At 65.1% G+C, this 22159-nt stretch carries 19 protein-coding genes, 1 pseudogene and 1 riboswitch; of the genes and pseudogenes, 9 read left to right on the forward strand and 11 right to left on the reverse strand.

The window, feature by feature from the left end; all coding sequences use genetic code 11:
- The first annotated feature begins 245 nt into the window (after window positions 1–245).
- Entirely contained in the window at window positions 246–1685 is a 1440-nt protein-coding gene (locus J5251_RS09435) for an amidase (protein WP_139005101.1), read from the forward strand.
- 73 nt (window positions 1686–1758) lie between these two features.
- On the opposite strand, the gene J5251_RS09440 is transcribed toward J5251_RS09435, so the two are convergent.
- From J5251_RS09440 to J5251_RS09455, 4 genes are all read right to left on the reverse strand, one after another.
- Window positions 1759–2739 carry an Lrp/AsnC family transcriptional regulator gene (locus J5251_RS09440; protein WP_139005102.1) on the reverse strand — a complete coding sequence of 327 codons (981 nt, stop codon included), beginning with the start codon at window positions 2737–2739 and terminating at the stop codon, window positions 1759–1761.
- 82 nt (window positions 2740–2821) lie between these two features.
- Complete coding sequence (locus J5251_RS09445; protein ID WP_208575907.1) at window positions 2822–4327, reverse strand: carboxyl transferase domain-containing protein; 1506 nt, start codon at window positions 4325–4327, stop codon at window positions 2822–2824.
- 1 nt (window position 4328) lies between these two features.
- Window positions 4329–5564, reverse strand: coding sequence for a CaiB/BaiF CoA transferase family protein (locus J5251_RS09450; protein WP_208575908.1), 1236 nt, complete (start codon window positions 5562–5564; stop codon window positions 4329–4331).
- Between the two features lie 43 nt (window positions 5565–5607).
- Window positions 5608–6966, reverse strand: coding sequence for an SLC13 family permease (locus J5251_RS09455; protein WP_208575909.1), 1359 nt, complete (start codon window positions 6964–6966; stop codon window positions 5608–5610).
- Between the two features lie 124 nt (window positions 6967–7090).
- Between J5251_RS09455 and J5251_RS09460 the strand changes: the two genes are divergently transcribed.
- Window positions 7091–7789 (forward strand): FadR/GntR family transcriptional regulator, encoded by a 699-nt coding sequence (locus tag J5251_RS09460; RefSeq protein ID WP_208575910.1) that lies wholly within the window; start codon window positions 7091–7093, stop codon window positions 7787–7789.
- A 71-nt stretch (window positions 7790–7860) separates the two neighbouring features.
- On the opposite strand, the gene gluQRS is transcribed toward J5251_RS09460, so the two are convergent.
- From gluQRS to J5251_RS09485, 5 genes are all read right to left on the reverse strand, one after another.
- Entirely contained in the window at window positions 7861–8769 is a 909-nt protein-coding gene (gene gluQRS / locus J5251_RS09465; RefSeq protein WP_244250881.1) for a tRNA glutamyl-Q(34) synthetase GluQRS, read from the reverse strand.
- Window positions 8770–8778: 9 nt separating this feature from the next.
- The gene (locus J5251_RS09470) at window positions 8779–10119 is read right to left on the reverse strand and encodes an LLM class flavin-dependent oxidoreductase (RefSeq protein WP_208575911.1); all 1341 of its coding nucleotides are present in this window, start codon (window positions 10117–10119) and stop codon (window positions 8779–8781) included.
- Complete coding sequence (locus J5251_RS09475) at window positions 10119–10883, reverse strand: 3-oxoacyl-ACP reductase (RefSeq protein WP_208575912.1); 765 nt, start codon at window positions 10881–10883, stop codon at window positions 10119–10121. Before J5251_RS09475 ends, J5251_RS09470 begins: the two co-directional genes overlap by 1 nt.
- 52 nt (window positions 10884–10935) lie before the next feature.
- A riboswitch (TPP riboswitch) is annotated at window positions 10936–11029 on the reverse strand.
- A 71-nt stretch (window positions 11030–11100) separates the two neighbouring features.
- Window positions 11101–11445 (reverse strand): hypothetical protein, encoded by a 345-nt coding sequence (locus J5251_RS09480; protein ID WP_139005109.1) that lies wholly within the window; start codon window positions 11443–11445, stop codon window positions 11101–11103.
- A gap of 263 nt (window positions 11446–11708) precedes the next feature.
- Complete coding sequence (locus tag J5251_RS09485; RefSeq protein WP_208575913.1) at window positions 11709–13106, reverse strand: dihydrolipoyl dehydrogenase family protein; 1398 nt, start codon at window positions 13104–13106, stop codon at window positions 11709–11711.
- Between the two features lie 165 nt (window positions 13107–13271).
- Between J5251_RS09485 and J5251_RS09490 the strand changes: the two genes are divergently transcribed.
- From J5251_RS09490 to J5251_RS09510, 5 genes and pseudogenes are all read left to right on the forward strand, one after another.
- Window positions 13272–13463 (forward strand): hypothetical protein, encoded by a 192-nt coding sequence (locus J5251_RS09490; RefSeq protein ID WP_139005111.1) that lies wholly within the window; start codon window positions 13272–13274, stop codon window positions 13461–13463.
- 85 nt (window positions 13464–13548) lie between these two features.
- A complete protein-coding gene (locus J5251_RS09495) occupies window positions 13549–14625 on the forward strand; it encodes an AraC family transcriptional regulator (RefSeq protein WP_208575914.1) in 1077 nt (358 codons plus the stop codon).
- Window positions 14626–14811: 186 nt separating this feature from the next.
- Window positions 14812–15658: pseudogene (catA, locus tag J5251_RS09500) on the forward strand (catechol 1,2-dioxygenase).
- A 66-nt stretch (window positions 15659–15724) separates the two neighbouring features.
- A complete protein-coding gene (locus J5251_RS09505) occupies window positions 15725–16315 on the forward strand; it encodes a flavin reductase family protein (RefSeq protein WP_139005114.1) in 591 nt (196 codons plus the stop codon).
- Between the two features lie 28 nt (window positions 16316–16343).
- On the forward strand, window positions 16344–17948 hold the full coding sequence (locus tag J5251_RS09510; protein WP_139005115.1) for a 4-hydroxyphenylacetate 3-hydroxylase family protein: 1605 nt from the start codon (window positions 16344–16346) through the stop codon (window positions 17946–17948).
- A gap of 89 nt (window positions 17949–18037) precedes the next feature.
- Here the strand turns inward: J5251_RS09510 and J5251_RS09515 are convergent, their stop codons facing one another.
- Window positions 18038–18277 (reverse strand): DUF6221 family protein, encoded by a 240-nt coding sequence (locus tag J5251_RS09515; protein ID WP_139005116.1) that lies wholly within the window; start codon window positions 18275–18277, stop codon window positions 18038–18040.
- A 20-nt stretch (window positions 18278–18297) separates the two neighbouring features.
- Complete coding sequence (locus tag J5251_RS09520) at window positions 18298–20046, reverse strand: pyruvate dehydrogenase (protein ID WP_208575915.1); 1749 nt, start codon at window positions 20044–20046, stop codon at window positions 18298–18300.
- Window positions 20047–20258: 212 nt separating this feature from the next.
- On the opposite strand from J5251_RS09520, the gene J5251_RS09525 reads away from it, so the two are divergent.
- Both J5251_RS09525 and J5251_RS09530 read left to right on the forward strand, forming a co-directional pair.
- The gene (locus J5251_RS09525) at window positions 20259–21143 is read left to right on the forward strand and encodes a metallophosphoesterase family protein (RefSeq protein ID WP_208575916.1); all 885 of its coding nucleotides are present in this window, start codon (window positions 20259–20261) and stop codon (window positions 21141–21143) included.
- Window positions 21127–22158 carry an ABC transporter substrate-binding protein gene (locus tag J5251_RS09530; RefSeq protein WP_208575917.1) on the forward strand — a complete coding sequence of 344 codons (1032 nt, stop codon included), beginning with the start codon at window positions 21127–21129 and terminating at the stop codon, window positions 22156–22158. The genes J5251_RS09525 and J5251_RS09530 overlap by 17 nt, the downstream gene beginning before the upstream one ends.
- Window position 22159 lies beyond the last annotated feature (1 nt).

A 22159-nucleotide genomic window follows, 5' to 3' on the forward strand; every position in this document is an offset into this window, starting at 1 on the left:
CCCATACTTGCCGTCATCAGGGCGCTGCTGCGCATCGTCCCTCGTCCGACGGGCCGTACAAAGCCAGGTGGGATAGCCACAACAGGCTGCTTGTGATGGTTCCATGGCAACAGCTGGCAGAAAGCGCCATATCATTGGCCATTTCCCCCACTGTGAGCTGAATCATGGTTCGAGCTTCCGCTGACGCTCCGGCAGGTCCAGACTTTGAAAGAAGCTGAAAACCTTGCGTATTGGAGTAAGTAGGAATGACCGAAATATTGGAGCTGACCGCAGCCAAGCTGGTGGAGGGTATTCGCCGCCGGGACTTTTCCGCACGCGAGGCCGTTGCCGCGCATCTGGCGCGGATCGACGAAGTGAATCCGGCGATTAATGCCGTCGTCACCCTCGATCCTGAGGCTGCGTTCGCCGCTGCGGACGCGGCCGACCGGCTGACCGTCAGCGGGGTGGACCTGCCACCGCTGCACGGGCTGCCGATGACGCATAAGGACACGCACCGGACCAAGGGGATGCGGACGACGCAGGGGTCGCTGATCTTCAAGGACGACGTGCCCGACGAGGACGACCTCATCGTGGCACGGCTGCGGGCGGCCGGAGTGGTGGCTACGGGTAAGACGAACGTTCCCGAATTCGGCGCCGGTTCACACACCTTTAACGAGGTATTCGGCACCACCACCAACCCGTACGCGCCGTCCCGCAGCGCTGGGGGTTCGTCCGGCGGTGTGGCTGCCGCCATAGCCGCCGGCATCCAGCCCTTGGGTGAAGGCTCGGATATGGGCGGGTCGCTGAGGATTCCGGCCTCCTTCTGCAATGTGGCCGGATTCCGGCCCTCGTACGGCGTTATCCCGATGCCCGCGCCGAACAATGCCTGGGCATGGCTGGGCCGGACCGGTCCCATGGCCAGGGAGATTTCGGATATCGCGCTGTTTATGTCCGCAGTGGCCGGACCGTCGCGCAAACTGCCGACTCCGGCACCGCTGGACGGGAAGGCGTTCGCGGGTGTTTTCGACGGCGACCTTCGTGGCGTCCGAATCGGCTGGAGCCCGGATTTCGGCATCGGCATCCCGGTGGAACCGGCAGTACTGGAGGTGCTTCAGCGCCAGTTGCGGGTCTTCGAGGAGGCCGGGGCGATCGTGGAAGAGGCCACACCGGACTTCTCCGAAGCGGACCAGGTCTTCCAAGCCACCAGGGCGACGGACTTTGCCGCAGAGCTGGGACCGCTTGTGCGCAGCCACCGGGATTTGATCAAGCCGGAAGTGATTTGGAATGTAGAGCTTGGCTGGTCGCTCAGCGCCCAGGACCTGATCGAAGCGACTGCGGCGCGGACGCGGCTGGAAGCTTCCGTGCAGAACTTCTTCGGGCGATACGACCTGTTCCTGAGCCCGGCGGCCCAGGTGCTGCCGTTCGACGCCACGATGCGCTACCCCGGTGAGGTGGCCGGTGTGAAGTCCCGGACCTATCTGGACTGGATGCGTTCGGCATGCGTCCTGTCTGCTACCGGCCTGCCCGTGCTGGCGGTCCCTGCCGGCTTTACCGCCGAGGGTCTCCCGGTTGGCTTCCAAATTGCCGCGAACCACTATCAGGACATGGCCCTGCTGCGCCAGGCCAAAGCATTCGAGGATCGGACGCGCTGCGTGGACCGTCGGCCGGAGCCGAGCCGGCCTGCGGCTTCCCCTGCGACTTCCTGACAGTGCCGGCAGCTGTGGCCGCCGTTGCCACAGCTGCCAGGGCCTGCAGCCGGCTTGGGTAGACGTTGCCTAGTCAGGGTGCGGGCAGGAGCCGGCCGCCGCGTTTACGCGCCTGCAAAAGCATGGTCGTCTCGATTCTGTCGGCCTCGGCAGCCCACGGCGAATCGGTTGTGAAACGGTAGAGCTCTTCCTGATCGCTGACCGTCACATCCGCTACCAGTTGGCGGTCCCCGGCGACTGCGGCCGCATACCGGACCGCGGGTTCCCTGCCCAGGGCGCGGCCGATCGCATCGACTTTGCCGGGCGCAGCCTTTATCCAGAGGAACGCCTCGAGGGGCAGTCCCAGCGAAGCGGGCTCAACGATGGCACGGATGCTGACTAAATTATTGCGCAGCAGCCACTCGCTTCGGCGCCTGGCTGTCGTTTCCGAAACTCCGGCGCGGCGTGCCAAGGCTTCCAAGCTGGAACGGCCGTCTTCGACCAACGCGTCCAGCAGACGCAGGTCCTGGCCCGACAGCGGGGAGGGCACCGCCGACTGCAGCGGACGCAGGGCATGGTTCGCGGTGAAGTCGACGGTGAGGTCGGACCGTAGGGCCATGCTTTCGGCGTCGGTCAGCACACCGGAGTTCCATCCTCGGATGGATCGGAAATAGCGCAACACGGGGTAGCTGGCGGCCCGCAGCAATCCCACGGTGGACGGTACCTCAGTGGCCAAGATGTTACTGACCTCCTGCGGATCCATCAACAGTTCGGCCACGCAGTCCGCCCCGCCCGTCATGAGGTAGCTGAAAGTGGAATCACGGCGCTGCGCGAGAGCCTCGGCCGCAGCCCGGCTCGTGCCAGGCATGCACTCAAGGCGCAGCAGGGCCGACGATTGCCGGGTCCGCAGCCCAACGACGGCGACCTCGCCGGCCGCCAGCAGGTCAGAGCCGCGGCGGGCGACCGTGCGTTCCGGCTCGCCTAGCACGGCGGCAATTTTTCGCCAGGGCGCCCGGCCGTCCACCATCAGGGCCGCGGCTATGCGCTGCTCGAGTTCGTCCAGAATGCGCGGCATCGACTGGATTCTCCTTGCTGTTATCGGATGCTGCCCCGATCCTATGCCGGAGTAACCTGGAAGCCGTCGATCCGCGCCTGACTCAGCACCCAAGCTGCCGGAATTTCTCCCAGCGTCGCTCCACGCGTTCGGCCATGGGGATGCTGGCGGCGGCGCACAGTTCATATTCGATAGCACGCGCCATCCGACGGCAGAAGTCCTTCGGTTCGACCGCGGCATCGGGGCGTTCGTCCACGATATGGTCCACCAAGCCATTGCCGTACAAGGAAGTAACGTTGACTCCTTGCTGAACCGAGATTGACGGCGCGTATTCGGTGGTGCGGTGCAGGATGGCGCTGGCGCCTTCGGGCGGCAGCGGCGACAGCCAGGCATGGTGGGCGGCGATGACCCGGTCCGCTGGCAACAAGGCGAGGGCGCCGCCGCCGGCACCCTGGCCGAGCAGTACCGATACGCTGGGGGATTGCAGTCCGACCAGATCCTGCAGCGATCGGGCGATTTCTCCAGCCAGTCCGCCTTCCTCTGCTTCTTTGGACAGGGCGGCGCCTGCGGTATCGATGACCGTCAGCAGGGGCAGGCCGAGCTCTTCGGCCAGCTTCATGCCTCGGCGGGCCTCGCGCAGCGATCCCGGTCCCATGGCGGGAGCGCTCGGATCCCGCGGTCGTTCGTGGCCGAGCACCACGCACGACTGTCCGCCAAAGCGGGCCAGCGCGAGCAACAGTCCGGGGTCGTTCTCGCCCTGTCCCGTCCCATTCAGCGGTAATGCATCATCAGCGCCTGCAGCCAGCAACCAGCGCAGGTCCGGCCGGCGGGAGTTCCGGGAGATTTGGATCGATGTCCAGGCGTCTGCGCCGGCGGGCCGCGTTTCAAGGGTTTCCGGCTCCGGAACAGGATCGACCGATCCCGGCAGCAGGATGTTCAACGCCCGGTCCAGGATTTCCGCTAGTTCCTGCGGCGGAGCGACCGCGTCGATCAGCCCCTTGTGGAAGAGGTTTTCGGAAACCTGCACGCCTGCCGGGAACGGTTCGCCGTTCAGCGCCTCGAATACCCGAGGACCGAGGAACCCGAGGAGCGCACCCGGCTCGGCGACTGTCACATGGCCCAGTGAGCCCCAGGACGCCATCACCCCTCCCGTGGTGGGGTGGCGTAGATAGACCAGGTAGGGCAAGCCTTCCTGCCGATGGCGGTGCACCGCCGCCGTGATCTTGACCATCGCGAGGAAAGCGAGAGTTCCTTCCTGCATGCGGGTGCCTCCGGAGGCAGGGCCGGCGAGCAGCGGAAGACGTTCAGCCGTGGCCCGTTCCATCGCGGCGGTGATTCGCTCCGCGGCGGCTTGCCCGATCGAGCCGGCCAGGAAGGTGAACTCCGAGACGATCACGGCCACCCGCCGGCCACGGATCAGCCCCTCCCCGGTCAGGATGGACTCGTCCGTTCCGCTCTTCCGGGCGGCGGCATCCAGTTCCTGTCGGTATTTCCCGTCCGCCGCAGGTTGCGCCGGCGGTGTATCCCAGGATCTGAAGGAGCCCGGATCCAAAACGGTGTCAAGAAGTTCGACGGCGTTCAGGTGGCGTGCCTGTTGCAACGTCTGCATCTCAATTCGCCTCTTCTTCGCCGGCGAGCCAGGCCCGGATAGTTTTACCGTCTGCATCCAGCATCGGTGGGGCCTGATGGGTCCTGCGGGTGGTTTCCTCGGCGCTGGCCGGGTTGAAGAACCGCAGCGGCGGTCCCGGAAGAGTCACCTTGCCCAGGACCTGATGCTCGACGTCGACGAGCAGGCCTTGGGACTTGACCTGGTCCCAGGCGTAGACCTCGTCCAGGCTGCGCACCTTGCCCGCAGGGATCCCGGCGTCGTCCAGTTTCTTCAGCAACGTTGCCGCGTCATAGGTGGCGAAAGCGCCTTCCACCTCCTGGATGAGGAGGGACCTGTTGTTGACCCGGTCCGCGTTGGTGGCGAATTCCGGGCGCGAGCCGTCGACATCGAAGGCTTTGCTGAAAGCGGCCCACAGTTTTTCGCTGCCCACACTGATCTGGACCTTGCCGCCACGGCAACTGAACAATCCGTAGGGTGCGATGGAGGGGTGGTGGTTGCCTTGCGCCTGGGGCACTTCTCCGGCCACCGTGGCCCGGGTGCCTTGGAAAGCATGGACTCCCACCATCGCCGCGAGCAAGGACGTGCGGACCACCTGTCCGCGTCCGGTACGTTCGCGTTCCATCAGAGCGGCCAGCGCGCCGTAGGCACCGTACATACCGGAGAGCAGATCCGCGATCGGTACGCCCACGCGCTGCGGGTCATCTGGTCCGGAGCCGGTCAGGGACATCAGGCCGGCTTCGCCCTGCAGGATCTGGTCGTAGCCACTGCGGTGCGACTCAGGGCCGTCGTGCCCGAACCCGGTAATCGAGAGGATCACCAGTCCGGGGTTGCGTTCGTGCAGCCGGGCGGCGTCGAAGCCCAGCCGGTCGAGTACGCCTGGGCGGAAGTTTTCGATCAGCACGTCCGCACGCCGGATGAGTTCGGTGAGGACTTCTTTGCCGTCGTCGCTCTTCAGGTCCAGTGCAATGGATTCCTTGTTCCGATTACAGGACAGAAAGTACGTGGCCTGTGCGTTATCCTCCGGTCCGACGAAGGGCGGGCCCCAGCCGCGGGTGTCATCCCCGTGGCCCGGGTTCTCCACTTTGATGACGCGGGCGCCCAGATCGGCCATCATCATGCCGGCATGCGGGCCCGCCAGTGCACGGCTGAGGTCAACTACGGTAAATCCAGTCAGTGGCCCCGCCGTTTCGGTTGCGTCCAGGGATGTCCCGGTGCGATGGTCGGTTGCAATGCTCATATCGATTCCTTTGGTGTGGATCTGCAGTTGGAGGGTCGGCGGGTCACAGCCAGCCGGGCAGTACCAAGGTCAACCAGGCCAGGACGGGCCCGGCCACCACGACGATGCCGCCGTAGCCCAGGATCTGCTTGTAGAAACGGTCTTTGTCGGTGCCTTCCGGTGCGTTGGCCAGCACCAGGGCTCCGTTGGTTGAGAACGGCGAGACGTCGACAATCGTGGAGGCGACTGCCAGGGCGCAGACCACGCCGACGGCGCTGATCTCGCCGGAGTCGAGGAACGGGATGGCCAGCGGGATCAGTGCGGCCAGGATGGCCGTGGAGGAGGCAAAGGCGGAGACGACGGCACCGATGTAGCAGATCAGCAACGCAGCCAGCAGCGGAACACCCAGGTTGGCGACGCCGTCCGAAACGTAGTCGATTGTGCCGGCTTCTTGCAGCACGCCGACGAAGGTCAGCATGCCGCAGATCAGCAGTACGGTTGACCAGCTGATCTTGTTGACAGCGCCTTTCTGGGCCTTCGGTGACACGAGCGCGAGGACCACGGCGATGGTGATGGAGACGAATCCGACGTCGACTTTGAAGCCCAGGGCCACGACGGCGAGTACGATCAGGCCTGCAATGGTCAGCAGCTGCGGCAGGCGCTCGCCGGACGGCTTGGAGGAGCCGTCGCCTGCAGGATCCCGTGGCCCATAGGTGCCGCTGCCGGCTCCCTTGAATGTGACGTCGCTGGCCCTGTTGCCGACGCTCACAGACATCCGTGCCTCAGCTACCTGCTCGACGAACTGTCCCACCCTTGTCATGGACAGGCTGCGGCCACCGAGCACGAGGAAGAGCACCAAAGCAATCACCAGGTTGAAAGCGAAGCTCGTCAGGAACAGGGCTGTGGGGCTGAAGGCAAAGCCGGCGTCCGTAATGAGCCCGTTGACGATAACCCCGTAGACGGCAATGGGGGAGAAGCCTCCGGCCTGCGCGCCATGGACTACCAGCATGCCCATCATGAGCGGGTTGATCTTGTATTTGGCAGCGAAGCCGAGAGCGATCGGGGCCATAATGGCCACCGCAGCAGGGCCCAGCGCGCCGACCGCTGTGATCGCGGCCGTGATGATGAACATGACCCACGGGATGAGGGCAATTCTGTTGTCGACGAGCTTCACTGCCCGACTGATCAACAAATCGATGGTGCCGTTGTTCTGCGCAATAGCGAACAGGTAGGTGACGCCTACCAGCGTCAGGAAAAGGCCGCCGGGGAAGTTGGCCAAAATGGTGTCGGTGTCCATCCCCAGGAAGACGGCTCCGAGCAGAAAGGCGCCGACGAAGGCGAGTGCGCCCATGTTGATGGGCAGGACCGTGGCGATCAGGAACATCGCCGCCAGAACGATGATTGATAAGACGGGAGCGGACATCGGCGTTCCTCCAGAAGATTTAATAGTGAAGTGGGTCACTGGCTCACTGGCCTAGCCTCCTAGACACTGAGTCTCTTGTCAATAGGTGTACTGTGGAGGCAATTCCGATGAGGGGAGGAACGGTATGGCTGGAAAGCCTGCTTCACTCTTGGGCCGCGTGGCTCGGCCAAGGCTCTATGAGCAGTTGATGAAGCAAATCCTGAGTTACGTTGAGTCCGAGCAGTTGGGGCCGGGTGATCACCTTCCGGCTGAGCGTGACTTGGCTGAACAGCTCGGAGTCTCGCGAGCCACCCTGGCGCAGGCGCTCGTGGCTCTGGAGGTACTCGGCGTGATCAGCGTCCAGCACGGCACGGGCGCGGTGCTGGTCTACCGGCCCAGCATTGCCACCGTGCTCCGGGACTTACGTGAGCATCAGAACCGCCTGCCGGAAATCGTTGAAGCGCGCAGCACCCTGGAGGTGAAGCTTGCCGCCTTAGCAGCAACGAGACGGACGGACGAAGATCTGGCCGGCATTGAGAAAGCCCTGAGCGTCATGGAAGACGAAGTCGGCAAGGGCGACCGGGGCGCCCACGGAGATGAGCTTTTCCACCAGGCAGTCACGGAGGCCGCGCACTCGCCGGTGCTTGCGCAGCTGATGACCTTCATCGCCGAAATGGTCCTCGAAACCCGCCTTGAATCATTGGGGCAGCCTGGCCGCCCTGAGCAGTCGTTGGCATCCCACCGCAAGATCGCCGATGCCATCCGGGCCCAGGACCCGGATCTGGCCGCTGCAGCGATGTTGTCCCATATCGAACTGGTCTCGGATGTAGCCCTGCTCAAGTAAGAAAGCTGGAGGCCTGACCGAGATTAGGATCTGTCCGCGCCAGCCGTCGTCGTGGTTGGATTGGGGATTTTTCAGTGCAGGTCGAACGCAGGCGGTTCGAAGATCCACGGCTCGGTAGGCAGCTGACCGGGCGAGAACGCCTTGAGTGCCTGCTCCAGCGGCCCGGCCGGGAGGCCGACCGAACTCAGGACCATGTCCCGCACACTGTCCGGACCAATCCCGGCCAGGGCGAGAGTGCGCAGGGAAATGGCGCCGTCGCGCTTGGCGATCCGGCGGTGATGGGTATTCAACACCAGCGGCACATGGGCATATTGGACTGGCGTCAGACCAAGCAGGGACGCCAGGTAGGCCTGCCGGGGCGTGGAACTGAGCAGGTCATCGCCGCGGACCACCTGGTCGATGCCCTGCTCCGAGTCGTCGACGACGACGGCGAGGTTGTAGGCCGGCACGCCATCGTTGCGCAGCAGCACCAGGTCGTCGACGACGCCGGTGTACTCGCCGTGCAACCGGTCCGTCACGGTGTATTCGGTGACTCCGGCCCGCAGCCGGAGGGCAGCGGGCCGTTCCTGCCGCCGTCGTTCGCGTTCTGAATCACTGAGGTTCCGGCAGGTTCCGGGGTAGGCGCCGGACGGGGCGTGCGGAGCGCTGGGGGCTTCGGCGATCTCCCGGCGGGTGCAGAAGCATTCGTAGACCAGGCCTGCGTCGGCCAGGGCGGTGATGGACGCGCGGTAGAGGGGGAAGCGGTCCGTCTGGCTGAGCACGTTGCCGTCCCACGTAAGCCCGATGGCGGCCAGATCCTCCAGCACTTTGTCTTCCGCCCCGGCGCGGGCGCGGTCCAGATCCTCGATCCGCAACAGAAAATCGCGGCCGGTGCTGCGGGCGAAAAGCCAGGCGAGGATGGCGGTGCGCAGGTTTCCCACATGCAGTTCGCCCGAGGGGCTGGGGGCGAAGCGGCCGGCTCCGGCATCGATAGGAGGCACGGGTCCAGTCTATAAAGCGGAGCCGGCGGTTTCTGCCCTTCCTCTAGCCGCGGCAGCCGGACGGTCCAGTCCCAGATGCTCGCGCAGCGTGCTGCCGGTGTAGGAGGTGCGGAACAGCCCCCTGCGCTGCAGCACCGGAACGACGCGGTCCACGAACTCGTCCAGGGAGTCCGGCAGCAGCGGCGGCATCAGGTTGAATCCGTCCGCGCCGCCGGAGGTGAACCACAGCTCGATCTGGTCCGCCACCTGTTCGGGCGTGCCGGCCATGGTGCAGTGTCCGCCGCCGGCCGCGAGCCTGCCGAGCAGTTGGCGCACGGTCGGCTTTTCGGCGTCGATAATCCGCAGGATGGTGGTGTAGCGGCCCTGCGGGCCGGTGAATTCCGACGCCGGCGGCAAGCTGGGCACGGGAGCGTCCAGCTCCCAGCCGCTGCAGTCCTGCTGGATGAAGGTGCCCAGCTGGGCCAGGGAATGTTCCGTGGGCAGCAATGCATCGGTTTCCGCCTGCTTGGCCTTGGCTTCCGCCGTTGTTGTCCCGAGGTAGGTCACCAGGCCGGGCATGACGGCGACCTTGTCCGGGTTCCGTCCGGCGGCGGCGATCCGGCGCTTCACATCCGCGTAGTAGGCCTGCGCGTTGGCCAGATCGTAGGCGACGGCATAGATGCCTTCGGCATAACGGGCGGCGAGGTTGCGTCCCTGCTCCGAGGCGCCGGCCTGGAATAGCACGGGCCTGCCCTGCGGGGAGCGCGGAACGGTGAGCGGGCCGTCCACCAGAAAGTGCCGTCCCTCATGGTGGAGCGGGAGGACTTCGGCCGGATCCGCATAGTAGCCCTGCCGGTCGAGGACGAGCGCGTTGTCGGTCCAGGAATCCCACAGCCGCAGGGCGACGTCGATGAATTCGGCGGCGCGTTCGTAGCGTTCCTGATGCCCGGGCATGGCCGCCATGCCGTGGTTGCGTGCCTCGGCGTCGAACATCGACGTGACGACGTTCCAGCCGACGCGCCCGGCGCTGATGTGGTCCAGCGAGGCCAGCATGCGGGCGGCATGGAACGGCGTGTAGAAAGTAGCCGAAACCGTGCTGACCAGGCCGATCCTGCTGGTGGCCCGGGCCATGGCTGACAGGGCGGTGAGGGGTTCCATGTGCCAGAGTGGACCCGCGCCCAGATTGCCGGTGGAGTGCCCGTCGGCGAAGAAAACGGCGTCGAACAGGCCTTGCTCCGCGGTTTGGGCCAACCGCTCGTAGAAGGCGATGTCGCCGAGCTGCTTGATGGGTGACTGCGGCCGGCGCCAGGCTGCGCTGTGGTGGCCGCAGCCGAACAGGAACGCGTTGAAATGCAGTTGCCGCGCCGCCACTAGTTCATCACCAGTCCGCCGTCGACCATCAGGTTCTGTCCGGTCACCGAGCGGGCCCAGGGCGACGCGAAGAACAATACCGCGTCGGCGAGTTCTTCCGGAGTCGTTACTCTGCGCAGCGGAGTGGAGGCGGCGATCAGGTCGAAGACCTCATCCGGGGTGGCCGCGCTGGCATCGGTGGTGCGGAGCAATCCGCCGGAGACCATGTTGACGGTGACGTTGTGCTGGCCCAGGTCCGCCGCCAGCGTCCGGGTCAGCGAGAGCAGGGCCGCCTTGGCCGCGGTGTAGTCGTGGTAGGGAACTACCGGATTCTGGAAGAGGTTGGTGCCGATGTTAATGATCCGGCCAAACCGGCGGCCGCGCATTCCGGGAAGTGCCTGCTGAGCGGTGTTCAGCGCGCCGCGCACGCTGCCGGAAAACTGGGTTTCGAACTCGGACCAGGAAATATCGGCGGCGCTGGAGCGGGCATCCCCGTTGAAGGAGAAATCCGCCAGCGCGTTGTTGACCACCGTAGTCACTGCGCCACCAAAATGGGCTTCGGCACGGCTGAACAGCTCCGCCACCTGCCCGGCATCGGTGACGTCCGCCTGCATAGCCACGGCCTGTTCCGGCCCGAACTTGGCGGCCAGCTCCTCCGCGGCGGAGCCGCTGTTGCGGTAATTGATGATTACCCGGGCGCCGGCTTCCGCGAAGGCTGCGACGATCCGGGCGCCGAGGCCACGGCCGCCGCCGGTTACCAGTACGGTTTGTTCTGCGAGCTGCATTGAGGTTCTCCACCTTGATTAAGGCGAAAAGATGGGTGCAGCGCACCGCACGGCAGCCGCTGCATGACATCCCTTCGCTAGTACGAACTAGATCAGGTTCAACGGGTTTGCTCTCAGCCCCTCAAGGGGCACCCCGTGTCACTGCCTGCGAGTCTACCTGCGCGAGCCGGCTACTGCAGCAACGCCACCTCCAGACGGTCAATGAAGCTCCGGATCGTTACGCCCGGTAGTCGAACACCACCTCAGAAGGCGGTCCCTGAGCCAGCATCTCCTTGGTGACCCCATGGAGCTCCAGAATCCTGTCCTTGAACCAGACGTCGAAAGGCTCCTCGGACGCAGCCAGCTTGCTGAACCCCGCGGAGACACTGTCGCCCTCGTGGAACAAAGCGGCGAAGTCGCCTTCGGGACTCTGCACCAGGCCGATCACTTCACGGCTGGCTCCCAGGCGCTGCCTGGACTGGGCGAAATCGTCCTTCCGCGGGCCTTTGATCTCCTCCACGAAAGCCCTCCACTCCTCGAGCTTCCCGGGCAGGATGGGCACAAACCAGGTAATACATTCCATGACAGATCCTTCTTTTGCTGCTGCAGGGAACTCATGGTGCGAGCCGGTGTAGGGCTCATCGTAGGCTCGACCTTGGAACGCCAACACCCTCAATCTGAGGGATGCGGCGGAGGTAGGAGCGTCCATCCCGGGTAGCCGTCGGCAGTCCGTCCTGGGACCAGGCGCCGAAGCTGGGCCCGGAGGAAGATTCCTTCCGGGAGCGCAGGCAAGGCTGATTGGCCATCTCTCCCGGCTGGTCGGCGTTGCTGACGCCCCGGGGTGGCTCAATCCTCCAGGTAAGCGGGGGTGAAGAGCAGGTTCAGTCCTTCGGCAATGGTCGGATGGGTGATGACGGCGTCCCGGACCGCGGTGAAGTCCAGCCCCGCCAGCATGGCCATCTGGACCACGGCGGTGGCTTCGCTGGCCTCGGTGCCCAGCAGAGCCACGCCCAGGATCCTGCCGGTCTTCCGGTCCAGCACTGCCTTCCACACGCCCTCGGTCTGGCCCAACGTGCGGGCGCGCGGAATGGCGGCAACCGGCATCTTGGCGATGCGCACGTCGTGGCCGGCGTCGCGGGCCTGCAGCTCAGTCAGGCCGACCCGGCCCAGCTCCGGCGAGATGAAGACCGTATAGGGAATGAGCCGTCCCTCGGTGGTGCGTGCCCCGCCGTCGCCATGCCGGGCCGCCAAGTTCGTTTTGAGGATGCGGTAGTCGTCGTAGGAAGCGTGCGTGAACTGCGGGGTCCCGGCAGCGTCGCCGGCGGCCCACACGCCGTCGGCCGCCCGCAACTGCTGGTCGACCTCGATGAAGCCGCGGTCGTCCAGGACCACACCGGCGGCTTCCAGATTGGCGCCGTCGGTCATGGGTTTCCTGCCGAGCGCCACCAGGACGTCCTCGGCACCGAGCGTTTCGCCGTCGTCGATCGTGATGGTCACTGTGCCGTCCCCTGCTCGCTGGATTTTCTCGGCCGCGGCGCCGAGACGGACGGTGATGCCGGCGTCGATAAAGGCCTTCTTGACCGCGGCCGAGATGTCTGCATCCTCGCGGCCCAGCAGCTGGTTCCCGCGCTGGACGATCGTGACATCGACGCCGATGGTGTTGAGCAGGTCCGCGAATTCACAGCCGATGTAGCCGCCGCCGAGGATGACAATGCTCTCCGGCAAGGACTCAAGCTCGAGCAGTGTATTGCTCGTTTGTACCCGGGCCTCCGCCAGCCCCGCGATCGGAGGCAGGGCCGGCTCGGTGCCGAGATTGATCACCACGTCGGTGCCGCGCAAAACGCGGGTGCCGCCGTCGTTAAGGTCCACATGCACGGTCCTGGGCCCGGTAAATTTCGCTGCGCCCAGAATGAAGTCCATCCCGGAATCGGTGAAGCTGCTGAGCTGTCCCTTGACCATGGTGCCGACGACGTCATCCTTGCGGTGCCGCAGCAGTGCCAGATCCATCCGCGGATCTTCGACGCCGGAAATACCGAATTCTTCCGCACGCCGGACGGTCTCCAGCACCCGGCCACTGTGGATCAGGGTTTTCGTGGGAATGCAGGCCACATTAATGCAGGTGCCGCCGATCATGCCACGTTCAACCATGGCAACTTTTTGCCCGGCTTTGGCCCGGTCCATCGCCAGGGATTTGCCCGCCTTGCCGCCGCCAATGACCAGCAGGTCTACTTCTTCAATGTCCATGATGGTCCTCCTGAAGTGTGCCGCCGGGCAAAGCCACCCTCGGGTCGATCCTACGCGGGAGCCCTTCCAGAAGGGGTATGGACAGGTTGCTTAGCACCTACCTACGCTGGGAATCCGCCGTCCGGCAACCGCCGGACACTGCGCGTAACGGCAGGAGCAGTCGAGATGACCAGCGAAGCGAACGAAAACAGCGATCAGCCCGAGGAATCGGCATTGCATCCGCACGAACCCCAGCCTGCCGCGGAATCCGGTAGCAGCAAGGAGGAGCCGCTGGCCGAGGCAGCCGGACCGGATTCGGAAAATGTTGACGGTTCAGCCGAGGCCGACAACGCAAAGGAAGGCGGTTACGGCTACTGACCTCTGCCGCGCAGACAAGCGTGCGCCTTCTTGGCCGAGTTCCGGCCTGTCGGGAAAATGTGATTCAAGATACACTAATTGATCCATGAGCCAGGACCACTCTGATGTCGTAGGGCGCGCCGCTGCAGGGCATGTTCCTGCCCCGGGGCAGGAACAAACCGCAGTTCCGCCCCCGGGGTTTGCCGGCCACAAGCCTGCCAAGCTCCTGAAGTTCAGCACCGACGGCATCCCCACGACCAATCGGGTCCAGCTCTGGGAGCACCATAACTCCAAGGCGCTGATTCCGCTGGACATCCGCACCATGGACGAAGCTCCGCTGCAGGCCAGCGAGGTGAACCTGCATTTCCCCTCGCTGAAGTTTGCCCAGGTCAAGGGCAGTGCGCAGGTGGTGGAACGAAACGAACGGTTCATCCGGCAGAACCCCATGGACGCCATTGCCGTCTTCTTCGCATTGGAAGGCGAAGCGTTTTTTTACTACGGCGACGGACAGGAATCGCTTAAACCCGGCCAAGCGGTCATCTACGACGCCGACCGGCCGTTTCTGCGAGGCTTTTGCAAGGGTCTGCGTGAACTGGTGCTCACCATCCCGCGCGATGACTATCTGGAACTGTCCGGCGGGAAACCCCTATTAAAGCCCCGGGTCTTCAACTTCAATCAAGGCGAGGCAGCGAACCGGCACATGCTCGCCTTGGCCAAGTTGGTCAGCGGTACGATCGCAGGGCAGGCCCAGCCCAGCCAGCCCGCAAATCTGGAGCATGCGGAGGCCTCGGCCCTGGAACTGCTCAGCCTCATGATCAGAGGGGAGCGCAGCGGCAACGGTTCGGGCTACCTTGCCACCGCGCGAAGTTACATCGAGGACCGGCTGGGCGATCCGCAGCTCAGCGCCGCCGAAGTCGCGGCGGCGGTCGGCATCAGCGAGCGCCATCTGACGCGGATCTTTGCCGAGGCCGGCGAACCGCCCAGCCTTTATATCCTGGGCCTGCGGCTGGAGCTGGCTCGGATCATCCTCTCCGATCCAACCCAAAGAACGACGCCGGTGGGCCGGATCTCCGCGAAGGCCGGCTTCGCGTCGCAAAGCTATTTCACCCGCGCCTTCAAGGCCCGTTTCGGGCTCACTCCGCTCCAGCTGCGCAAAGACGCTCTCCTCGGCGTCGCGCCTTAGGTTCCGTCCCGCCGTTGTAGTCATCCGCGGCCGAAGACAGAGGGGTGCCGTGCCGGATTTAGCACCCACCGGACCTGTTTTGTCACTGTTCGGCCGGATCCTCATCAGCAGTCCCCGCTGCCCAGGGTGATCCAGAACACTCTTGTCTAACGGCGATATCGCCGAAAGACCACAGGAGGGACAGTCATGACTACGGAAACACAGGCAACGGCGGCTGCTTCCGGCGCCAATGCGACGGACCGCTTCCGGGAGAACAAGAAGTTCGCGGCCGGTACCAGCCAGGAGCGGGTGGACCGGCTGGCCTCGCGGGTCATCGGAGCCATCAACCAGACGATCCTGGAAGAAAAGGTCACTTACGACGAGTACAACGCGTTGAAGGCGTGGCTGATCCAGGTCGGCGAGGATGGGGAGTGGCCGTTGTTCCTGGACGTATGGGTGGAGCACTCGGTGGAGCAGGTGGCCAACGAGAACCGTGAGGGCACAAAGGGCTCCATCGAGGGACCGTACTACATTCCGGACGCCCCAAAGCTGGAGTCCCCGGCAACCCTGCCGATGCGCGACGACGAGCAGGGCACGCCGCTGCTGTTCCAGGGCCGAATCACCAATCTGGCCGGCGAAGGACTGCCCGGGGCCACAGTGGAGATCTGGCACGCGGATGACCAGGGCTTCTACTCCCAGTTCGCCCCGGGCCTGCCGGAATGGAACCTGCGCGCCACGGTTGTTGCGGACCAGAACGGCTACTACCGGATCAACACCATGCAGCCGGCCCCGTACCAGATCCCGACGGACGGTTCCTGCGGAAAGCTGATCGCCGCGGCCGGCTGGCACGCGTGGCGTCCTGCCCACCTGCACCTGAAGATCTCCGCTCCAGGGCACCAGATGATCACCTCGCAGCTCTACTTCAAGGGGGATGAGCATGTGGGCGACGACATCGCCTCGGCAGTGAAACCCGAACTGATCCTCGATCCCACGCCCAAGGGCGGATGGGAACGGCCGCGAAGTCACCTACAACTTCGTACTGGACGCGGCGTAACCGCAAGCTGTGCGGCCGGCGGGCGACCCCACCCCGCCGGCCGTGCCCCAACAGCAGGAGGACATGATGTCTGAAACAACCCCCGTTGCCGCCGCCGCAACGAACATCGATCCGCGCGAGCTGCGGAACACATTCGGCCAGTTCGCGACCGGCGTGACCGTGGTGACCTGCCGCTCCGCGGACGGCACCCCGCATGGTGCGACCGTGAACGCATTTACCGCGGTGTCGCTGGATCCGCCACTGGCCCAGGTCACGCTGACCCGCAGCTCCAAGGCGGCCCAGTACCTGGAGGGCGCGCCGTTCGCAATCAACATCCTCTCCCAGGACCAGTTGGACGTCGCATGGCATTTCGCCGGTAAGCCGCTACCGGAAGAACCCGCCTGGACCGTGGACGGAGACGTCCCGGTCCTGCTGGAGAACAAGGCGACCCTGGAATGCCGGCCCTGGCAGGTGTACGACGGCGGCGACCACGTGATCGTGATCGGGGAAGTCCACAAACTCGAGACCACCGGCCGGGAGCCATTGCTCTTCTTTGGCGGGAAGTTCCATGAGATCGGCCCCTTGTCCGGCTCCGGCCATTGGCACCACTGCGGAGACTCGCTGGAGGCCGGCTGGTTCTCCGGCGCCGAATCCTTCAAACCCCTCATCCAGGCCTGACGGCCACTGAATTGATAAGGACAAGACGATGACTGAAACTATCGATACCACGACCACGACAGGCGCCAACGCTCTCGACATGAGCGCGCGGACCACGCAGGCGGACCAGCTCAAACCCCAGACCGGCGATGAATACATCGAGTCGCTCCGGGACGACCGCGAGGTCTGGATCTACGGCGAACGAGTCAAGGACGTCACCACGCACCCGGCGTTCCGCAACTCCGTGCGCATGGCTGCCCGCCTCTATGACGGCTTCCACAAACCGGAAACAGCGGATAAGCTCCTGGTCCCCACCGACACGGGATCCGGCGGCTTGACACACCCCTTCTTCAAGGCCGCGCGTTCCATTGACGACCTGAAGGCGTCGCGCACCGCGATCGAAACCTGGGCGCGGATGTCGTACGGCTGGATGGGCCGGTCCCCGGATTACAAGGGCGCTTTCCTGGGCACCCTTGGCGGGATGCCGGACTTCTACGAGCCGTTCCAAGACAACGCGAAGCGCTGGTATGCCGAGTCCCAGGAGAAGGTCCTGTATTGGAACCACGCCATCATCAACCCGCCGGTGGATCGGCACCTGCCGCCGGACCAAGTCGGCGACGTGTTCATGAAAGTCGAAAAGGAGACCGACGCCGGGCTCGTTGTTTCCGGGGCGAAGGTCGTTGCCACGGGCTCCGCCATCACCCAGTACAACTTCATCGCGCACTACGGGCTGCCGATCAAGAAGAAGGAATTCGCGCTGATCTGCACCGTTCCCATGGACGCACCCGGGGTAAAGCTGATCTCCCGTGCCTCCTACTCGCACCAGGCGGCCGTGATGGGCACCCCGTTCGATTACCCGCTCTCCTCCCGACTGGATGAGAACGACTCGGTGTTCGTCTTCGACAAGGTCCTCATCCCGTGGGAGAACGTGTTCGCGTACGGGGACATTGAGAAGATCAACAACTTCTTCCCGCAGACCGGGTTCCTGAACCGGTTCACGTTCCAAGGCGTAATCCGCCTGGCCGTGAAACTGGATTTCATCGCCGGCCTGCTGCTCAAGGCGCTGGAAATCGCCGGCACCAAGGACTTCCGCGGCGTCCAAGCCCGCGCCGGCGAGGTCATCGGCTGGCGCAACATGTTCTACGCCCTCGCAGACGCGATGGCGCTGAACCCGGATGCCGGACCCGACGGCACCGTGCTGCCCAAGCTCGACTACGGACTGGCGTACCGGATGTTCATGTCCACCGGCTACCCGCGGATCAAGGAAATCATCGAACAGGACGTGGCTTCCGGGCTGATCTACCTCAACTCATCCGCGCTGGACTTCAAGACCCCGGAGATCCGCCCATACTTGGACAAGTACGTCCGTGGCTCGGACGGCATCCAGGCCGTGGACCGCGTGAAGCTGATGAAGCTGCTCTGGGACGCGATCGGTACCGAGTTCGGCGGCCGGCACGAACTCTACGAGCGCAACTACTCCGGCAACCACGAAAATGTGAAAGCCGAGATCCTCTTCGCCGCCCAAGCACAGGGCCACACCGACATGATGACCGGCTTCGCCGACCAATGCATGAGCGAGTACGACCTGGACGGCTGGACCGTGCCCGATCTGATTAACAACGACGACGTCAGCATCTTCCTCAAGCGGAACTAGCTGCAGCGCCGCACCACCCCTGCGGCGCGAACGACGACGGCGGCCGGTCACCATCCGTGACCGGCCGCCGTCGGGCTGGGTTGCCTGCGCTAAAGCCGCCACTCGTCGCGGTAGGCGGGGTGCCCAGCATAAGGCACAGCCATAATCAGTAGCATCGGGCGGCGGTGGCCAGTGTCGAGGCGCTGCAGCTGATCGATCATCCGGCGCTTCGCCTGGCACTCGGCCAAGGCCCGGTCCAGCACCGGGACGGATGCGGTGTTCCACCAGGAGTGCAGATTGGACTCGTCCTCGGCAATCCTCGCCAGCAGGAATTCGACGATGTCCTCCATATACACACCGTACGCCGCCGTCAGCCGCGGGGGATGTTGCGCAGGTTGCTCCGTGCCATGCTGACCGCTTCGCCGGCTCCTTTGTTCAGCACGATCTTGGACATCGCGGTGGCGAAGCCGAAGACCTGGGTTCCGGTGATCTTCGGCGGCAGGGACAGCGCCTTCGGATCGGTAATGAGTTCCACCAGCGACGGGCCGGGGTGGGCGAAGGAGTCGCGGTAGGCCTGCTCGATGCCGGCCGGATCGGCAACGCGGACCGCGTGAAAGCCCATGGCCTGGGCGATGGCCGCGTAATTGGTGTCCGGAACGTCGACGCCGAAGTCCGGGAGCCCGTCCACCAGCATCTCCAGCTTCACCATGCCGAGGGTGGAATTGTTGAAGACGACGACGTTCAGCGGCAGCCGGTAAGCCGCAGCGGTGACCAATTCGCCCAGCAGCATGGAGAGGCCGCCGTCGCCGGACACGGAGATGACCTGACGTTCGGGGAAGGCCAGCTGCGCGCCGATGGCGTGGGGGAGGGCGTTGGCCATGGACCCGTGCAGGTAAGAGCCGATCAGCCGCCGGGTGCCGCGCGGGGTGATGTAGCGGGCGGTCCAGACATTGCACATGCCTGTGTCAGCGGTGAAGATCGCGTCCTCGGCGGCGACCTGGTCCAGCAGCGAGGCAGCATATTCGGGGTGGATGGGTTTGATCTTGTCGGCGCGGCGGGTGTAGGCGCCGACGGCCTTGTTCATCAGCTTGTCATGCTTCTTGAGCATCTGGTCCAGGAAGCGGCGGCTCTTCTTGCGTTTGAGCAGCGGCATCAGGGCCGCGAGCGTGGGCAGCACGTCGCCGTGAACCGCGATGTCCACATCCGTCCTCCGGCCCAGATGCTCCGGCGCCCGGTCCACCTGGGCGGTACGGGTGTCCGGCAGGAACTGGTCGTACGGGAAGTCGGTGCCCAGCAGGATCAGCAGGTCCGCATCCTCGATGCCTTCCGCCACGGCGCCATAGCCCAGCAGGCCGGTCATCCCGATATCGTACGGATTGTCGTACTGGATGAAGTCCTTCCCGCGCAGCGAATGCCCGATCGGCGCGCCGATCAGCTCGGCCAGGGCAACCACCTCATCGTGCGCGCCCTCCACGCCGGCGCCGGCGAAAATGGCGACCTTGCCGACGTCGTTAATCGCGTCCGCGAGCTGTTTGACGCTTTCGGCGGCCGGCACCACGGTGGCGGGCAGGAACGGTGTGCACAGCGGCGTCGGGGCCACCGCCTCCAGGCTGGCGATGTCACCGGGCAGAGTTACGACGGCGACGCCACGCTTGCCGATGGCGTGCCGGATGGCGCTCTGCGTGACGCGCGGGGCCTGCTCGGCGGTGCTGACCATTTCCGAGTAGACGGAGCATTCGTTGAAGAGCCGGTCCGGATGGGTTTCCTGGAAGTAGCCGGTGCCGATCTGCTTGCTGGGAATGTGCGAGGCGATCGCCAGCACCGGGGCGCCGGAGCGGTTGGCGTCGTAGAGCCCGTTAATGAGGTGGAGGTTGCCCGGTCCGCAGGAGCCGGCACAGACCGCCAGCTGCCCGGTCAGCTGGGCTTCGGCCGCAGCCGCGAAGGCTGCGGCTTCCTCATGGCGGACATGGATCCAGTCGATGCCGCCCTTGGTCGCCCCGCCGGTCTGCCGGACCGCGTCCACAACCGGGTTGAGGCTGTCTCCCACAATCCCGTAGATCCGTCGGACCCCCGCGGCGCGGAGCTGGTCGATGAGCTGGGCTGCGACTTCCTGGGCCATGGCGGAACGCTCCTGAACGTTGGAGGGTGTTACCTGTTCCGGCCAATATAGCCGAGTTGCCGCTGCCGGGGGCGCCGGGTTGGAACTGCGTTGGCCTGCCGGACTCCACGCGTTCACCGTTGTGTAAACGGGTGCGTGTTTGATCGTGGTTGCTGGAATTTTCCGTGACTGGCGGAACGAATGGATTCAAACGAGGCAGACCGGGGGAGTGCGTGGAACAACCCGCTTGGCGCGAGCTGCCGCCCGCGCAAAGCAGCTTCACCCTGGTGCAGTTGACGGACACCCACCTGCGGCCGGATCCGGAGCTGCTGTTCGGGCGGATCGACACCTGGACCCTGACTCTGGCAGCGCTCAAGGAGGCCCATCGGTTCCGGCCGGACGCCGTCGTCGTGACCGGTGACCTTGCGGATTGCTGCAGCGATATTTACGACGACGCCGCGCGCCTGCTGGAGCACGCCGCGGCGAAACTGGGCTGCCCCGTGATCACGCTGCCGGGCAACCATGACGTGCCGGTGCGCCAGGCCGGGCTGTTCAACCGCGGCCGGGCTGCCAACGGACCGGGACCAGCCGAAACGGTGCATTTCCTGGGCGGGCTGCGGATCATCACACTGGATTCGGACGATCCGGGCCGTCCCGCCGGCCTTCTCTCAGCGGAGCAGTTGGACTGGCTGCGGGACGAACTTGCCACGCCGGCAACACAGGGAACCGTGCTGGCGCTGCACCACCCGCCGGTCGAATCGACACAGCCGCTGCTGGCCGGCCGCGGGCTCGCGTCGCCTGCGCTGCTGCGCTCGGTGATCGCCGGTACCGATGTCCGCGGGATCCTCTGCGGCCACTACCACCACGCCCAATCCGGCCTGCTCGGTTCGGTTCCGGTGTGGGTCGGGCCTGCCGTGTCGTACAACCCGCCGCCGCCCGGATCCGCGGATGCCGGTGATTCGAGCTGGATCTCGGTGATCCGGCTGGGCCCCGATTCTTTCAGCGCTGCCCCCGTGTTGGTGGCCGCTGGAATGCCGGGCGGAATGGCCGGCAACCCGTCAGCGCAGGCGTTCGGCCTGCCGCCCGTTCAAGGAGAACCCATTGCGTCACCGTTCTAAGTACCTCGCCCTGGCCCTGGCGCCGCTGGCCCTGCTTACCGCGTGCGGCGGCTCCGCCGAAGGCCAGACCGGCCAAAGCGGCGGCGCCACGGCGGACGGGCCGTCCGGCACGCTGACCGTCTACACCTCGGAGCCGCAGGCCAAGATCGACGAGGTCATTGCCGCCTACAACGAGGTGAACCCTAACGTTGAGGTAGAGGTTTTCCGTGCCGGCACCGGCGAGCTGAAGACCCGCATCGCCACCGAGAAGCAGACCGGCGATATCCAGGCCGACGTCATCCTGGCCGCGGACGTGCCGACGTTTGAGGGCTACGTGGCCGAAGGCGATCTGCAGGAACTGGACCTCGAGAATGCCGGGGAGCTGAACCAGGACGTGGTCGACGCCGAGGGCTTCTACGTGGGCACGCGCATCATTCCCACGGTCATCGCCTACAACACCGGACTCCTCGATGCCGCGCCGGAAAGCTGGGCGGAGCTGGCCGATCCGGCGTTCAAGGGCAAGCTCGCCATGCCCAACCCGGACGTCTCCGGAGCCGCGGCCTTCAACACTGCGGTCTGGCTCGAAGAAGAGGCCCTGGGCGGGAAGTGGCTGACCCAGCTGATGGCCAACGAGCCGACCGTGCTCGAATCCAACGGCCCGGTCGGCCAAGCGGTGGCCGGCGGAACGGTATCTATCGGCGTCGTCGTTGATTATGTGGCGCGCGAACTGGCCGAGAGGGGTTCGCCCGTCGCACTGAACTATCCCACCGACGGCGTTCCCTATGTCTCCCAGCCTGCCGGTATTTTCACCGACGCCGGAAATCCCGCGGCTGCCAATGACTTCATCGACTTCCTGATCTCGCAGGAAGGGCAAAAGCTGGCCGTCGAGCAGTCCTACGTCCCGGTGCGCGGGGATGTCGGCGTGCCCGAGGGCGCGCCGGAACTGTCCGAGCTGAAGCTGATCAACCCGGACCTGGAAAAGATCGCCGGCGGTCAGGACGCCGCGGTGGAAAAGTTCAACTCATTGCTGGACTGAA

It is taken from the genome of Arthrobacter crystallopoietes (genome assembly GCF_017603825.1).
GTDB lineage: Bacteria > Actinomycetota > Actinomycetes > Actinomycetales > Micrococcaceae > Crystallibacter > Crystallibacter crystallopoietes_B.